We start from the raw sequence: 17053 nt of genomic DNA on the forward strand, positions 1-17053 counted from the left end.
TAGTTTTTAATTCACACACAACTTTTGAGATTGATCCGCAAAAGTTGGGAACTAAGTATAAATTTCAGACAATCTTTTAATTGAGCAAAGAGATCTAATTCTACTGCAAGGAGATTGTTGAGCAGTAGTATCCTTTATAACTCCATTTTCAACATGACCATATCAACTAATTGAACCCCATTTTCAACAATAGGCAAAGTATAATTTTCAATAAAAAAATTCTTTCGAACACCATACTTAACAAAGCCATTTCGCTCGTAAAAACGTATTTGTGCATCTCCACAATCTGCTGTCCCAACAATCAAAGTCTTTACATTGCTTTTTTTGACAATAGAGACAATTTCTTTAATAAGGATACTACCAACACCTTTTCCCTGTAAAGATTCATCTACAGCAATATTTTTAAGTTCTACGACATTATCCGATTCTTTAAATAGACAAAAGACCGCATATACTTTACGTTCACGGGTCAAAATATAAACATCACAGTGAAATAAATATTTATCGATAGCTTCCTTTGTTTCATCTGCCAATAATAACAACTCATATGGATATTGATCACCCTCATCTAAAAGTGAAAGCTGAAAGGGCTGATCTTGGATATTCAATGTCTTTTGCATCATGTATAGTCTAATTTTATTTGTACCCGCAAAATAACTCAACTATTTCAATACAGTACAAACTTTCTCACTTAATTCTCATATACTTTACTTTCTAATACTTCATATGGCAGTAACAAATAGTACCTACAACTACTTACTTTACTTTTGTAATAGCCAGAAGTAAAAGCACTTTAAAGAAGGCTGTCAATTCTATAAAATCAAACAATTAACCACTTTTTAATGGACAATTTATCGTTTCTATCCTCTTGAAAATAATTCTTCATACAAGAAAAGCACAACAATTTCTTGTTGTGCTTTTACAAGTTGTAACCTTATTTACTTAACAATTCACTTTTACTATGACAAAACTGGAATAATATGATCCCATTTCAAGTATTGAGCATACTCTAAAGCAGTTTTTCCATCTTCAGATTTAATATGCTTGTCTGCCCCTTTTGCCAGTAAAATCTCAATAGTACTTAGATTTCCAGCTATAGCCTCTCTGTGTAAAAAAGTAAAGCCATCTGGATCCACTAAGGTGATCTCCTCCGGGTTCTTATCTAAAAATTCGATTAAACTTTCTTTCATATTCTTACTCATAGGGTGTTCAATGAGATTTTCTGGGTGTTCTTCTTGATTATAAGCTACTAAGATATTATTAAAGTCTCCAAAATCAAGCCCCCATGCCGTATCGTGTTCTTTCAACTCTTCTTCTGACATTTGTGAGCGCATAGCTTGTACAGTAAACCCTCCGTATGATTTACCTTCAGTCAAAAACATCCAATCACTTATTTGATCTACAGTAACACCAATTGATTCTCCTTCTTCTATATTAGTCAAGATATTAGGTTCATTTAGAAGTTCTCCATAGATATACATTCCATCAAAGTAAATATCACCAATCCACATATGCTCTACTTCTACATATGTTTCCCCTTTGTCATCTTCAAACTCTTGTGTAAATGCCACCTTCACACTTGCCATATCCAATGCAGGAATAATTCTTCTACTTTCCCAATATAGTTCTCTCCAAAAATACTTGAAAGTTTCTTGTGCTTTCGCAAAAGCATCTATCATAATCTGATCTTCTCCTGAAGCAAAAAATACTTTATTATCTTCCATAATAGTTTGTTTATTTTATCTTTTATTTAATTTATAAGCTATAACACTTCCCACAATTGCTCCCATTAAATGTCCTTGCCAAGAAACTCCTTGATCTACTTGACTTGGAAGTATACCGTAGACGATTGATCCATAGACAAGAAAAACAACAATTGAGACAACCAATAATAGCAACTTTTTACTGAATACACCACTAAAAAACAAGAAAAAAGCTAAGGCATAAATCACTCCGCTGGCACCAATATGACAACTGTATATACCACTTTGAAAATAACTAAAGTCAGGCAATAACCATGTAGCTAAACCCGTCAGAATCCACGATGAAATAATGACGAAGTAGGCCTGTTTGTTATAAAACAAAAACAAGACAAAACTCAAAATTAGCATAGGAATAGAATTACTCATAATATGCTCTAAGTTTCCGTGAAACAGAGGACTCAAAACAATTCCCCTAAGTCCTTCCATTTTCCAAGGAATAACGCCATAACACTGATTAAATAAACCTGTTTTTTGGATCAAAAAAATGAACCACATCAGACCTACCATTAACAGTGGTACAACGACAGTTGTCTTCTCTATTTGTTGCTTTCTTTTTTTCAAAACACCTTTATTTTGACAAATACTTTTTATCCACTATATCTGTTAGCCAAACCCCATTCTCTGATTGGTAAAACTTGAATCCATCTTGATACATTTGTCCTGCTAAAACAGTAAACACTTTTGCCTTCCCCCTTCTCGATCCAACTTGAATAGCAGTTTCTTTATCTTTACTCAAGTGCACGTGTTGCCTTTGCATTTTCGAGATTCCAGTATTCAAAATTGACTGAACAAAACGCTCTGATGTACCGTGATATAGAAACATTGGCGGTTCTTTTTCAACCAATCCCAAGTCAACATTAAGTGAATGTCCTTGATTGGCTCTAATTTTTAAACCGTCTTCGTTATACGTATATCTCTTTTTGTCATTTGTACTAACTATCTCGTCTAATTCTTCCTTTGAAAAACAAACTCCTTTCATTGCAGATTTAGCTATCAATTCTTCAACATTTGCCCAACCTTCATTATCTAATACGATTCCTATCTGACTCGGTTCATGTCTTAAAATTAAACTAATAAATTTACCTATCGCCTTTTTCTTTTTTTCATCCATTATTAAAGTGTATTATGCTTTTAACAAACTTACTCTTGTTAAATTGTACTCTTTTAATCTATAATCTAAATTACTATTTACATAAGTATCTTCTCTATCGATATACTTTACAGCAATATTTTTATAATAAGGCAATAAAGAATCTTCTTTCACCTCTTGCAACGCCTGTAAAACGGATATCAACACAGATTCATCTTGATCTTGTAATCCCGTCATAAACTGCGGTAAATACTTTACCTTATCATCTAATTGGCCTAATGCATAATAAGCTAAACTTCTAATGCTTTCATCCTTTGATTGCAATGATTTGAATAAATAATCACCATAATCTACCTTCGCTTCTTTCAACAAATAAATACAGAATCGTAAAGTCTCAGCATCGCTTATCGTTTTAAGGTAATTAACAAGATCTTCTACCCATTCATTTGCATGCTCTTTTGCATACCAATAAACAGTTTGAATGCAATAACAGAAGTCAATATCCTTACATTCTTGTAAGTGTATCTTTGCCTTATTATAATCGTGTTTAGCTAACAATCTACTCAATTTTAAATATACTTCTCCATCACATTGAGGTAAGTATTCTTCAATTTTACAAAGTACATCATCAGCAATAGTGTTCTTTTTTATCAATCCATCTATGTACTCAATCTTTCTCAGTGCTGAGTCATGCTGCAATACTCCATTCCACAGCTCCTCAACTGTTCCTCCTCTATGATACCCAAACCATCCGGCTGAGTCACCTATTAAATCTCCCGAAATAACCTCATCCAACCATCGTTCATACCAGTCCAGAAAATTGCTTTCAAAAGCAAGTATTGGCTTTTGGTCTTCATTGGTATAGGCAATTCTTCCTTTTAACGGTCCATTGAGAATAAGATTAGATGTAATAGTACAACCCTGTGACCCCAAGGGCAGCAAACCACCAAATACAGTCCCCTGCAAATAATTATACTCCTCATCTGATAACTGATCATTATCCGATACACTATATAGTATTTTCCATTCTTCTTCAGTCATTTCCTCAGTTAACTGACAAGGATGACTCAAAAATTCTTCTGGATTATCACTATACAACACCTCATTCAACCCTTTGCCAAAAGGTAATATTCCATAATAAGGACCTGCTCCAGAATGAAGATAACCATCGTTGTCCTCAGTGCCATTGCCGATTTCAGTTACAAATAACTTGTACGCTTCTGGAAGACTTAAATTATTCGCTTTCTCAAACTCATCTACTACCGCTCTTGAAATAGGCTTCCCTAAGTCATATCGATGAGACTCTGATCCAAATACTTGCAAAGTAATATCTCTTTGCTTAGCTAAAATAAACTTCTCTTTAATTCTTTTTAGTTGGTTCATGTATGAAAATTTAAATTCATTCTTGTGGTGTAAACTACGGTATTGTTTACCAATACTTACTTGCTTAAAACTTATATTCTATTTCAACAACTTCATGATACGACACAGTTAGATTGCAAATATCTCGTAATTCTCATGTGAAATAACATATTGTATAGTAAATATGTCTTCATTATTCTCCTGAGATACTACCTATACGAACTATTGATATAGTAATTCTAACTCTTGTATTAGGTAAGTGAACAACTGATAAGAAATCAACTAAGTACGCTATAAATATTCAGTTTCCTCCACTGAAAATCCAAGACTATCAAACCAAGTACTCTCCCAAACAAACTATCTTTCAATCTGAAAAAATTGTAGAATAAACTATTCTTTTGTCAGAAACAAGGACTAACTATTTGATACTTTAGGTAATGAAAAACTCAAACGATGTTTGAAGCTATTCCTTGAGAAACTACTTTAACTCAATCACTTGTATACAAAATTTTATATTCTTGTTTTTTGCCACTGTTCAAATCGATGATCTAAGGTTTCCTCCACATCGTAATAATTCTCCCAGCAATCTTCTATATAGTAAACTCGATCAGGGTGTTTTAAATGAAAAGTCTGTATGTAATCATCTAAATAATTAGAAACTCGCTTAGCAAATACACCTGTATCCTCATAGTAATCTTCAATGAAGTTATTTCCCATTTCGTTAAAAAATACAGAAAGTAATCGACCATTAAAATGATCTAATAAAAATGATGCACCTGATAACCTTTTTTTTCTCACTGCTTCTAAATCTTCTTTAAAAGCAACAAAAGGCTCTTCGCTCACTAAATGGTTGATCACACACCAGGTAAAGAAGAAACCAATATGTGTAGCTCCTCTCTCATAAGCTAAATCAACTGGAAACTCTCCTGAATGATGCCATGCGTAATCGTCGTATTTTACTATCCCCATAAACTTAATTCAAAGTGATTAAATATTCTACTCAAAGTAAAGATATTGTTTTCACTTATTTTAGATAGAAATAATTTCTTTTAGATGTTGTCATTTTTTAGAATGTAAAATACTATAAAGGATTACTTAAAAATGATCGTGAAAAAGCGTATAATATTTGATCTTGCACATCTTCGGATACAATCTCTCTTAGTAGTCGTTGATAAACTCCACTTGTCCCGCAATCCTCAGCCAATTTTGATTTATTTCTTGCAACGAAGCCTTCAAAATAGCAATTGCTCCCAGCGCATATCATGTGTAAGAACACACATTTTAAGTAAGGTTTCTTTCGAGTAAATACAAATATATCGTCTTCCGCACTATAAAGCTCTTCTTCTTTGTGTTTTCCCATTTTGAAATAGTGACCTACATTTATATATAAAATTAACAGTAATTGAGAGCCAACATACAAGTACTTTAAAACTGCTAAGGGAAACAATCTTTCCAGCTCCTCATTGAATATTTTTTCTTGTCCTTCTACAACAGGAATCATAATATAGGTAACTTCCATTTGTTTGTTATTTTAATTAATTCTAAAGTACAAACAATTCTATATAGATAAAAGAAGTCTATTTTAATAAATCATTAAGCTATCGTTAAGCTTTTACCACAAAAACAATACAGTAATTACAATTTTAATATAATTTATTTCCATTATCCAATAAAACAAATAACACAAACAGAAAAACACTTAACATTGACTTTTACCATATCGTAATTCTCTATCAGCAATAGATCATTTTTCTCTAAATGGTAAACCTTATCTCCAATTTCTAAGACAGATAACTCAATACTAAAAATGAAAATAAAAGAGGAGGTACTTTCTATTTCACCACAGTGCACTATTACTTCTTCTTGAACACCTGCTCCAATCATTAAATTAAAATCATTTCCCTTACTGTACGATACAACTCTATCACTCGAATCAAATTGAAATATTTCACCTTTAGCAAACTTCTTTCTTTTCTCTTGGTGTAAAACATCTAAAGTATTATCAAGCATGACAAGATATCTGCGAAAGCCTTTAAAATTTGTAAAAACTGAAGGGATTTCCTCTATAAGAGCACTGCTTATGCGAAAGGTGAATGACCTACTTGCATAGTTTGCTCCCTTAGGGTAAATAAAATATTCCGTTGTTTTTCCTCCTGACCAATTTGAGGTCTGTAGTTCTCCCCTTTTGATGATTGTAATGCGATTCATAGCAAAAAATAAAGCCTCTAAGATAAACTCAAAGGCTTGTAAAACAACATTATTATAGAAAATTATTCCGTAAGAAATCTAACATCCTTATTGTGCTCTTTATCTACTACAATAAAGAAAAAAGGATGAGTAGTAAAAGTAAGTTCTTCATCTCCCTCTTTGTAACTATAAATAAATTCTAAATACTCCCCTCTATCCTTCAAACTTACCACGTAGAAATCAGTACTTTTATTAACCTCAACACCAATTACGGCTAAAACAAAGGAAGTATTAAAATCAATCTTGGTAAGCTCTTTACTGTTACCCATAACAGCTGCAGGACTAAATACTTTGTCAAATGCCTCTTGAGTTTCAATCTTTAAACTTTCAACTTGTTTATTCTCAAATGTATTCTTGACAAAATAGCTTTTACCTAAAGTAAAGCTAATTTGCTCTGTTTGCTTAACTACTTCCTTTACCTCATCCACTGTAGACTTTTGTTTTGTGTTACATCCAACCAAGGCAATTCCACTAAACAATAATACAAAGACATTTTTTTTCATTTTAACAAAATATTTACAAAAACACATACTTATATAACTACGCCATTCGACATATATTGTGCTGATTAACAAGTTTTTTTTATCTCAATCAGTGCATTGCTTTTTTGAGTTAGATTACATACCAATCTCATGAGGTATTTGCGAAAGTCATTCACAATTATTCCCTATAATAAACATACTACTAAATTAGATACTCTACACACACTCCACTTCTAATAGCAGAAAACACTAACTAATCTACAATTGCTCTATAACACCACAACAAAGACAATATAAGTAAGTATACGTGATTTAACATGCAATCTATCTAACCTAAATACACTCACAATCCATTTACAACACATAAATAACATACACTTGTTTGAAAGCAACAGCAAACTTACTTCACATAAAACAAGTAAAACTAAGAGGCCTACGATTAATAATATCCTCGATGAAAGCAGCGGCATAAATTGACAAAAAAAGAGAATTAACTCTAATTAGCTAATTCTCTTTTATATTTTATAATGGATTCTTTTAAATAGAATGCTGTAATACGAAAACTTTATTATAAGCTTGCTTTCTTGGCTTTCGAGGATAAAAAACAATTCCTATTGTATCTTTCTGTCCACCAACAGTACTGATACCAGATACAGCTAAATCATTATTATCTATACTCAAAACTTCTTGTGTAATCAAGTTCTTATATCCCTTCTTATTCTTATTATAAAAAAGCTCTACTAACTCATCTTCTTTGATTACAAGCCAACCATTGCCAAACTCTGTGGTGAATTGAACAGCCGCAGTTGTTTCATTAATCACTTGTGGGTGCCAGGTTCCAAAAAACTCATCTCCTAAGTTAAACAGCTCACCATATAAGCAATCTCCATTTTCATCTATCTCAACTATTCCAATTTCGCCATTCTCTTCACACAATAAATACGATTTCTTATCAAACGATAAGCTAAGCGCTTCATGTACAAAAGGAAAATCAAACTCTAAGATCCTACTTCTCAATTCATTTCCTTCTTCATCAATCTCACGATGCAACCAACCATCTTCTACTTCTGTAATCAAATTTATCTTGCCGTCTGAAATACTCACTTTATTCCCTTTAGGAAATGGAATAGCGACCTTTCTTTCCTCTTTAATTTGATTGTTGTCAAAATTCAAAACAAACATTACATCTGCTTTTTTCTCATCCCAGATATCCACATCATAAAATACAGAAGAATGCGCTGTACAGCCTACAAATCTACCATTAAATGATTTTGTTCCTTTAAATGGCTTCACCTCTTGATTAAATATAGATAAAGATAAAGTAGTCTCAGATTCCTCTGAAGGAACCAAAGAAACGTAATTATCACCATAAGGATTGACGAACAAAGTAGGTAGAATACCATTATCTTCCACTATACTATCCTGTTTACCATCCTTACTTAGAACAGTATAACACAATTTGTAACTCTCAGATTCTAACTCGTCCCAAATATAATTTGCCAATAACAATCCCTCTTTGGTCCAACAACTACCTTTTATACTCAATGCTGTAGGTACTTCAATAGTTGAAATTAATCCAAAAGATGTCTGTTGATCCATAAACCCTAATATTTAATTTTCTACAAAGGTATAAATCTTAACGGTATCAAACTAAAGTTACCACAGTATTTTCTTGTGATTCTGTGGTGCTAAAACCTTCTATTAAAAGCGACAACCTATTTACGCCAATACATCTCTTAAAGACTCATTTTTGTCGAAAACAGATTTTGCAAAAGGACAAAGTGGAATCACCTTAATACCGTTCTCTCTTGCATAGGGTACAACTCCATCGATAACAAGTTTCTTCCCTACTCCCAATCCATTATAGCCTTCTTCCACCCCTGTATGGTCAACAATAATCTTATCTATTCCAGCAACAGAATAAGTCATTTCACCGGCTTTTTTCCCATCTATAAAAGCAGTAAAAACACCTTTACTCTCTAATGCAGTATGTTTGATTTCCATAATCTCTTATTTTACAATTGTTTGAATTTCTATTTCTCCTTCAAGTGCCTTGTGTACGGGGCATTTGTTTGCAATAATATCCAGTCTTTTCAGTTGGTCTACATCCAAATCAGCATTGCCAAAACGAACAGTTCTTACCAGAAGTGTTTTATTCTGTTCTTTAAGCTGTTGAAGATTGACCTCTATTTCAATATTGCCTAAATCCCAAGCTTTGCGATCGGCATACATTCTCAATGTAGCAGCCGTACAGCTTGCCAAAGAGGTAGCTAATAACTCAAAAGGATTAAATCCCTTATCTCCACCCCCTAATTCTTTGGGTTCATCAGTTATCAGTTGGTTGTTACCTGCTACAACTTCAGTATAATATAATTCCTTACCTAAAACTGCTTTTACCTTTACATCCATAATTCTCGTTATTTTCTTTCTTTATTTTTAAATGATTTCATCCCTTCTGGAAAGGGTACATAAGACTTATCATCTTGTGGAATGAGAGGAAAAGCCTCGTGATTTTGATTAATCCAATCTTGCTTAGCTTGTTCTAACCTCTGGATGTCATCAGACACAAAATTCCAAAGAATATAGCGCTCTTCTGGCAGAGGTTCTCCTCCAAAAATATAAACAGTAGAATTTGCTTCCAATTCAAACTCACAAAGCTTACTGTCATTCGCTATCAATATGTGTTTAGGTTCATAAGAATGTCCTTCTGAGTACACTGCACCGTCTAAGATATACATAGCAGCCTCACCAAACAAACCACTTCCAATAGAAATCTTCTGGCGCTTTGTAGACTTTATCTCAATAAAGTACAAAGGACTATATACAGGAACAGGTGATTTTCTACCTAATGCTTCTCCGGCAATAAGCTTATATGATACACCATCTTCTTGCCAAGAAGGCAAATCCTTAGCTTCAATATGAACAAATGAAGGTTCAACTTCTTGCAAATTTTTCGGCAAAGCAATCCAAATCTGCAATCCGTGTAAAATAGAATCAGGCTTCTCTTGTCTAATATCCTCAGGCATACGCTCTGAATGTACAACTCCCTTGCCTGCAGTCATCCAATTCACTGCACCTGGAGTAATACGCTCCACACTTCCTATGCTATCTCTGTGCATAATCTCCCCTTCAAACAAATACGTCAATGTCGATAGGCCAATATGGGGATGTGGATCAACATCTAAATTATCGTGATCTTTAACGGCAATCGGGCCCATGTGATCAATAAAAGCAAAGGGGCCAACTGTTCTCTTTTGACGAAAAGGGATAAGCCTTCCTACCATAAAATTACCAATGCTCGCTGCTCTTTCTTCTATAACTAAATCTACTATTGACATAATATTACTATTTATTTGATTAAAGTACTATAAAATTAGATACTCTCACCCTAACAAACACTTAATTTACATTAAGAAAAACCTTAAAAAGACAATAGAGTGCAAAAAAAGCTTCACTTATTTACCCAAAAAAAGAAATAAAGTCCAAGTATATGATATAAAAAAAGAAGCTTTATCAATTGATAAAGCTTCCTTACTATAATAATTTTCTTTGATAGTTATTTAATTCTAATACAAAGAATAAACTTTTAGTTTTTTACTTCATTCTTTTGATGCTCTTGAGCATAGTCTATCGCCCAGTGAACAAGATTCAATAAGAAAAATGAATTATAAACATCACCACCTGTATAATTCCTTTTAATAGGAGTACCATCTTCCTTAGACGCTACTGGGTAACTATCTTTAGGTTGACCACTAAACCATCCACCCATAAAACCTCCGCTACCAACTCCAACAAAGCCATATGTTTTATGAACAAATGCAAACGCAGAAGATTGACTACCAGCTAAAACAACATACTTATTAGTTCCTGATAAATTTGTTACAGTGGTACTTGCTTTATCATGTGATGCTATTTTTAAATTACCTAACCCTGCTGGAGCTTCACCTTTACTAAAATAAGTATTAGGTCTTCCAACAATTAAAGCACTTACTAATTGGTTACTCGATGTTACAGTAAATGGTCCAACATTATTTAAATCAGAGGCACTGCCACTATCACCCAAATAATTCAAAAATGCATTCATATAAGCCTCCTGTCCTTCTCCATAAACTAAAGCTATTTTCTTACTTTTCACAGCATCAGCTAATATTCTTAATTGTTGATTGTCCTTTTTGAAATTATTTGGCACACCATAACCACCAATAAAAATCATATCACTTCTAAACAACTTACTTTGAAAATCTCCTGCTTTACCCGCATCAGATAAATCTTTAGTATTATCAAGCCCTAACCCCTGCTCAATAAAATTATTAATTTCAATAATTTCTAATCCTGCAATACGTACTGTGCCGTCCCAACTAAAATGTTTATACTGACGAACTACACGAGGTCCTGCACTCCAAACATTATTATTTCGCCCACCAGGATGCCATGCTTGTAAATTTGGCCCTCCAATAGAATACATTTTCATAGGTCTATATACAAAATCCACAAACATAGTACCTGTATTGCTAAGGGCTGGATCTAGATTATTTCCAGTAAAGTCAAATCTACCTAAAGCAATAGGCAAATCTGACTCAGATTTTCCATAAGCTCGTAATTCTATCGTTTTAATACCTTCCTTTACATCATCATCAGAAATCGTACCTACTCCTTCAAACCAAATTCCATTAACTTTCTCTGATTTAATCACATATTGACCTGCAGCTTTAGGACCTATAGTCACTACAGCTTGAAAATCTAAACTTCCATTAGGTCCCATGTCAGTTTTAGGAGTAATATAAGGTGTTCCATACGGTACATTTCCACCCGTTTTATTCTTAGTTCCAATTTGAGAGACAAACTTACTTTCTAATTCAATTGTACCTATACTATATTTAGGTCCATCGCTTGCTACATTAATATTAAAATCACATCCTGGTATTGTTTGTAAAGTCTCTTCTGCAAAAGGGTCATACTCCTTTTTACCTTTAGATACAAGTTTAAGTTTACCTGAAAATGTTCCACCTGTAAGAGGCTTTCCTGTCCCTGGTAATGGTAAAAGTGCTACTGTTTGAACCTGATTTACATCAGTTACTCTAAAATCAATAGTTTCAGATTCATATTGTATCAATTCATTTTTTCCTGTTGCAGATAGAATTTCTCCATATATCTTACCTCTACCTGGTTTAGTTACTACTAATGAAACAATTAATCTATTAGCGGAGGTTAAAGCAACTTTTTCTTTATAAGTACCTTCTGCGACAACAGGTGTGGTACAATCAAATCTAGCTTCTAAAGGCTCAAAGTCAGGTTTTACGTGATTTTTAACTTCACAAGTCACTTGCTTTTTGTTTAAGAAAAATTTGATTGTATCTTTTACATTTGTATCAGCACTACCTACTTTGGGAGTACCACTGCCTTTTAGCACTAAAAGAAAGCTACCACTTGAGGGAAATACTCCTCTTGCTGTAAAGCTATAACCATTCTCAGCACCAGTAGTATTATAAGCAATTGCTTCTACTTCAAAAGTACCTGGTGAACTAACATTCACTTCCACAGATATTAGATTTTTTCTTTCATCCAATAGCATCCCTTGAACATAATCACCACTAATATTATCACCAATTTGTCCACACTTATCTAAAGGAATAGTAAAAACAGCTGGTTCAACATCACCACACATATTCATCCACAACTGTCTATTGATATTGTAAAACTCTATACATCCAATTGTTGTATTGTAGATAACTAAACCAGCTGTTAAGCTTTGTTTAGGAATATTATCTCTTTGTCCTGTGGTTAGTCGAGGCATCAAAAAACCACGTTCTGTAGAGCTCAAATCCAATAAACTAAAAGTAAGAGGATCTAAAGAATTAGGCGTTGAATCATCGGATATTTGTGTTCCCTTAGCAGTCTCTTGAGTAACTTCTTGTGCATATACATCATTAAAAATCATCCCAAAAAAGAAGATAACTGCAAACAAGCCTTTCATTATATAATTTAACTTACTATATTTTTTCATAAATCACTTTGTATTAAATAAGCTAGGGTAAAACCCTAGCTTATAAATTCAATTATCTATTTTTTATGACATAATCAATTGCCCACTTAAGCGTATTAGCATAAAGATAACTGTTATAAACTTGGAAATTTTTATCACCTTTATAGTAATATTCTTTTCCAAATAAATTACCACTATTATCAAAAGCAACAGGCCAAATAGTTCCACTATTATGATTTACTCTTCCTGAGAAAATACCTCCATCTCCCATGAATATAAATCCAAGCGTTCTATGTCTAAAAATCCAAACATAAGAAGGATCAACATAACTTGTCGCAATAGGTATATAATCAGAAGGTAAATTTCTAAAATACCAAATATTACCACTTGCGTCATTTCCTAATAACTTACCATTCAAATCCCAGAAATCAGATTTTATAATCGGATCTTCTGAAGGTCCTGATACTTTATTAATCATGGTATAAGGATGACTAGCATCATTGCGAGGTCCACCATTAAAACCTGCCATATAAGTTCCATTACTTAAATTAGCAATTAAGTGATTTGTAGTCCCTACATTACCTGAAGGTCTTGTATCTAGATTACTTTCGTCCGTCATAATAACTACTCCTTTTTTAACCTTGATAAATTCTTCTAAAGCAATTCTTTCTTCAGGACCATATGTTGTAGGATATCCTACGATAACAATATCAATATTATTACTCCTAAATAACTAGATAAATTCTTAGGAAATTTATAATAAGGAGAATTATTAAACAATTTAATACTATTAACTTTCACTTTACCATTTGGCCCAAATAATTGAGGATTTGTAATAATATCCGTTGGAGCATAATTAGTCCAACCATAAGGAACATAAGAAGCATTACCAATAGCTAGAACATTAATATCTGGTCCTCTAAAATTAACTGAAGCTGTACAAGAGTGAACTACGGCACCTTTACTATCTGTTGCTGTAATATCGAAATTAAAACTTCCTGACTCTAGTGGAGTACCACTTCCATCAATAACTAAATCAACTCTTCCTCTTTCCCTATCAGCATCACTAAATGTTCCTGATTTCTCAAAAGTCACTCCATTGATTGTATTTGTTTTAATAGAATATGTATCTGCGTAACCAACATCAACAGACACTTGAATTCCATCACGTCCCTTAGTTAAAGGAGTATTTGTTCTTAGTGATCCACCAGTTGCTGAAATATAAGAACAATTAAATGTATAAACCTTTGAACGTTCTTTCACTGGTACTGTAGGCATATTTTGACACAATGCTACAGATTCAGGCTTCATTGACGTAAAAGTTATCGCTGTAGTATTTGAAGGTATCTTTGTTAAATCTGCAACACTTAATGTAATATTCTGTATTTCACCTTTTTTACCCAAAAACAAACTAGATGCATTAAATTTTACAGATTCACCTGAATTAGAACCAGTAAAAGAACCTATTAACTCTACATCTATTGGTCCTGGATTAATAACCTTTACAGGTATAGTTATAGAATTTCCTCTAGTTAAAGTTATACCTTCTTGATACTCTCCTCTATACTCAAAACTATTTGTCATTTCACTACAAGCTAACTCAAATGAAGCTTCTAAAGTTTCAACTACAACCGTAGTATTAGGTAATTTATTGCTTGCAGAGTTAGTTTGAAATTTAAATGTATTTGTCCCTGTTTTTTCGGGCGTTCCTTGTCCATATAAATAAATTTTCTTAGGCTCTCCTCCCACATCATCTTGTGTGAATTGACCTGCTCCACTAAAACTAATTCCATTTTGAGAATCTGTACTTTGTATTCTCCAAAAACCAGCTGTAAGCACATTCACGCTTAATTCTATTCTATTGTCATCTCCTGTTAAAGCTATACCTTTATATGCTTTCCAATTTATAGAAGTAGCACTTAAAACAGTATAGTCTATCACTGAAGATTTAACTTTAATATCTGTTCCTTCACAATTAGGGTCTTTCTTACCATTAATCGTAAACAATACTCTATCCCCAGCTCCACTACTTGCCTCCATAGGTGTTCCAAATCCTTCTAATGCGACTGAATACACACCCGAGGTTTCAAACACTCCAGATTTACTAAAAGAATAACCATTGGAAGATACAGCACTAATTGTGTAAGAACCAGAATGTATCACATTAACTGATACATATAAAATATCAGTATCACGTAAACTACGTCCTTGTGTTAGCTCTTTTTGTCCACTAGCATTCAAGCTAGCATTACAATTATTCATTTCTACTGTAGCTGGAGGTAGTGCTCCACAAACGCTTAGCCATTTTCCCTCAAAAGATCCATCAGGCTTTTTCGCACCAGCAGTCTTGCTCCAATAATTAATACAATCATCTGTAATATTATAGATAGCTAAACCATTTCCACGGTCTTTGTCTGTTATTTTAGCGGTTAATGCATCGCGTTCTGTTGTAGTCATACGCGGCAACAAAAAACCCTTAGTATTACTCTCTAACTCTAAGATTGCAAAATCAACAGCGGGTTGATTTATACCACTTCCAATACTACCATCTGTAATCTTAGTAGTTTTAACCGGATTCTGTCCAAATGATAGCGTTACATTCATTAACAACGTAATTACTATCAACAGAATCGAATGAAACGGTTTTATATTTATATAGTTACTTTTCATCAATACAAAATTTAATAATTATTACTTGGTTAATAATGCTTCTAATGCTTCTAAACGCTTAGCCATGTCAGACATTTCTGATTCTAACTCCTCTATACGCCCCTCTTTTGCATCTAACTCTTTTTGTTGTTCAATAACATGTAAGAACAACTCTTCTGTTTTTTCCAGTAATTGGATCGATAACTCAGAAACGTTAAACGAATAACCTGTTTCTGTTTTTTCCAAATCACTTATTGGTGTAATACCTGGTAAGTGTCTATTTGAAGCAATAAAGTCGCTCACACTACTTAAATCATTAAACTTATAATCGTACTTCAAAGTAGAATATCCTTCAAAGTAGCTTTCAAAAACGTAATCGGCATAGTAACTATTTGTTGCAGTTATACTACCATTAACACGTAGTTTCTCTTTGATATTATCAGCATTTGGTGATTTTTTATCATAGCCTATTCCTACCCAACCTTGTGTGTAGATATCTTGATCATTGCTAGTAGCTTGTTTATCTATAGTTTGGTTTCCTTCTTTTGCAACATACCAAGGTTCCTGAACTAAATCATCTAATGGGATTTTAACAACTGCTTTATCTTTTTAAGCTTGATCCTCATGTGATATTAACTCATTTGTATAAACCAATTCTCTATTAGGTTTTGAAAACTCTAAAGTCGTAGTTGTTTCAGATTTTTGAAACATCTTTGACATTGGAATAAAACTTTCTGATTTTTCCTCGTCTGTATATACTAAACTAGGTCCATTGCCTTGATAGTCATCAATAAATCTTAAAGAAGTTATAGTTTCAATACTTCCAGGTTGCCCACCATTATCATCATTAGAACGTAAAATATCAGATCCTTTTACCTCAACAATATCTCCTTTTTCATTTGTATAAACTATTTTTTTACTAGGATATGTTTGATGTAAAATTCTTCCATCTAAATCCGCATCATCTATTTCTCCATCAGAATAAGTATAAACATCTACTCCCAATACAGGATCAAACTTCTTGTAGACCCATACCTCATAACCTTGTAAAGTAATACTAGTCAATGTCTCCGCAAATTTAACATCTGCTTCTCCTGCTTTCCCATTATTAAAAGTAAAACCAGCTTTCACTTCATCTGCATTCTCTGCAGCAGGTGTTACTTTCAAATTTGAAACGGCACCTGGACCTGCAACATCTTTAGCGATATTCTCGATAATTGTTTTATTCGTACCTGTATTAACAATTGTGGCAAAGTCATTACTTACATCTTCTGAAACTGATATATATCTAGCTTCTGGTGTTTCATTATCGTACTTATAATAAGTAAAGCCATCTGCAGGTTTAGCTGAATTCTCAACTTGAGCTCCTGTAGCATCAAATTTTGTTACAGCAGTTTTTGTTTCATACTCTTTTACTATACTAGACATATCTAAAGTCTGAGGGTTACCATCCTTATCTGTATAATTAAAGATATGA

The 17053-nt window shown here is 33.1% G+C and carries 17 protein-coding genes and 1 pseudogene; all 18 read right to left on the reverse strand.

Annotated elements, in window-relative coordinates:
* Positions 1-134 precede the first annotated feature (134 nt).
* A complete protein-coding gene (locus GJV76_RS13530) occupies positions 135-623 on the reverse strand; it encodes a GNAT family N-acetyltransferase (RefSeq protein ID WP_230381562.1) in 489 nt (162 codons plus the stop codon).
* A gap of 336 nt (positions 624-959) precedes the next feature.
* On the reverse strand, positions 960-1724 hold the full coding sequence (locus tag GJV76_RS13535; protein WP_155093139.1) for a DUF2314 domain-containing protein: 765 nt from the start codon (positions 1722-1724) through the stop codon (positions 960-962).
* Positions 1725-1739: 15 nt separating this feature from the next.
* Entirely contained in the window at positions 1740-2324 is a 585-nt protein-coding gene (locus tag GJV76_RS13540; RefSeq protein WP_230381563.1) for a rhomboid family intramembrane serine protease, read from the reverse strand.
* A gap of 7 nt (positions 2325-2331) precedes the next feature.
* Positions 2332-2874, reverse strand: coding sequence for an RNA 2'-phosphotransferase (locus GJV76_RS13545; RefSeq protein ID WP_155093140.1), 543 nt, complete (start codon positions 2872-2874; stop codon positions 2332-2334).
* A 12-nt stretch (positions 2875-2886) separates the two neighbouring features.
* Entirely contained in the window at positions 2887-4236 is a 1350-nt protein-coding gene (locus tag GJV76_RS13550) for a HEAT repeat domain-containing protein (protein ID WP_155093141.1), read from the reverse strand.
* Between the two features lie 489 nt (positions 4237-4725).
* Complete coding sequence (locus tag GJV76_RS13555; RefSeq protein ID WP_155093142.1) at positions 4726-5184, reverse strand: DUF7832 domain-containing protein; 459 nt, start codon at positions 5182-5184, stop codon at positions 4726-4728.
* 112 nt (positions 5185-5296) lie between these two features.
* Positions 5297-5734 carry a hypothetical protein gene (locus GJV76_RS13560; RefSeq protein ID WP_155093143.1) on the reverse strand — a complete coding sequence of 146 codons (438 nt, stop codon included), beginning with the start codon at positions 5732-5734 and terminating at the stop codon, positions 5297-5299.
* A 143-nt stretch (positions 5735-5877) separates the two neighbouring features.
* Positions 5878-6423: a HutD family protein gene (locus tag GJV76_RS13565; protein WP_155093144.1), complete on the reverse strand. Its 546-nt coding sequence runs from the start codon at positions 6421-6423 to the stop codon at positions 5878-5880.
* Positions 6424-6485: 62 nt separating this feature from the next.
* A complete protein-coding gene (locus tag GJV76_RS13570; protein ID WP_155093145.1) occupies positions 6486-6965 on the reverse strand; it encodes a hypothetical protein in 480 nt (159 codons plus the stop codon).
* 516 nt (positions 6966-7481) lie between these two features.
* Positions 7482-8543 carry a hypothetical protein gene (locus tag GJV76_RS13575; RefSeq protein ID WP_155093146.1) on the reverse strand — a complete coding sequence of 354 codons (1062 nt, stop codon included), beginning with the start codon at positions 8541-8543 and terminating at the stop codon, positions 7482-7484.
* A gap of 120 nt (positions 8544-8663) precedes the next feature.
* Positions 8664-8948 carry a GNAT family N-acetyltransferase gene (locus GJV76_RS13580; protein WP_155093147.1) on the reverse strand — a complete coding sequence of 95 codons (285 nt, stop codon included), beginning with the start codon at positions 8946-8948 and terminating at the stop codon, positions 8664-8666.
* Between the two features lie 6 nt (positions 8949-8954).
* Positions 8955-9353 (reverse strand): OsmC family protein, encoded by a 399-nt coding sequence (locus GJV76_RS13585; protein WP_155093148.1) that lies wholly within the window; start codon positions 9351-9353, stop codon positions 8955-8957.
* An 8-nt stretch (positions 9354-9361) separates the two neighbouring features.
* Positions 9362-10282 carry a pirin family protein gene (locus GJV76_RS13590; RefSeq protein ID WP_155093149.1) on the reverse strand — a complete coding sequence of 307 codons (921 nt, stop codon included), beginning with the start codon at positions 10280-10282 and terminating at the stop codon, positions 9362-9364.
* A gap of 248 nt (positions 10283-10530) precedes the next feature.
* Positions 10531-12948 (reverse strand): hypothetical protein, encoded by a 2418-nt coding sequence (locus tag GJV76_RS13595; RefSeq protein ID WP_155093150.1) that lies wholly within the window; start codon positions 12946-12948, stop codon positions 10531-10533.
* A gap of 52 nt (positions 12949-13000) precedes the next feature.
* Positions 13001-13546: a hypothetical protein gene (locus GJV76_RS13600; protein WP_155093151.1), complete on the reverse strand. Its 546-nt coding sequence runs from the start codon at positions 13544-13546 to the stop codon at positions 13001-13003.
* A 77-nt stretch (positions 13547-13623) separates the two neighbouring features.
* Entirely contained in the window at positions 13624-15597 is a 1974-nt protein-coding gene (locus GJV76_RS13605; RefSeq protein WP_155093152.1) for a hypothetical protein, read from the reverse strand.
* Between the two features lie 21 nt (positions 15598-15618).
* Positions 15619-15915, reverse strand: coding sequence for a hypothetical protein (locus GJV76_RS13610; RefSeq protein ID WP_155093153.1), 297 nt, complete (start codon positions 15913-15915; stop codon positions 15619-15621).
* A 270-nt stretch (positions 15916-16185) separates the two neighbouring features.
* Positions 16186-17053: pseudogene (locus GJV76_RS15740) on the reverse strand (hypothetical protein); the annotation flags it as partial.

The organism is Myroides albus (assembly GCF_009711045.1).
In the GTDB taxonomy this organism is placed as follows: Bacteria; Bacteroidota; Bacteroidia; order Flavobacteriales; family Flavobacteriaceae; genus Flavobacterium; species Flavobacterium album_A.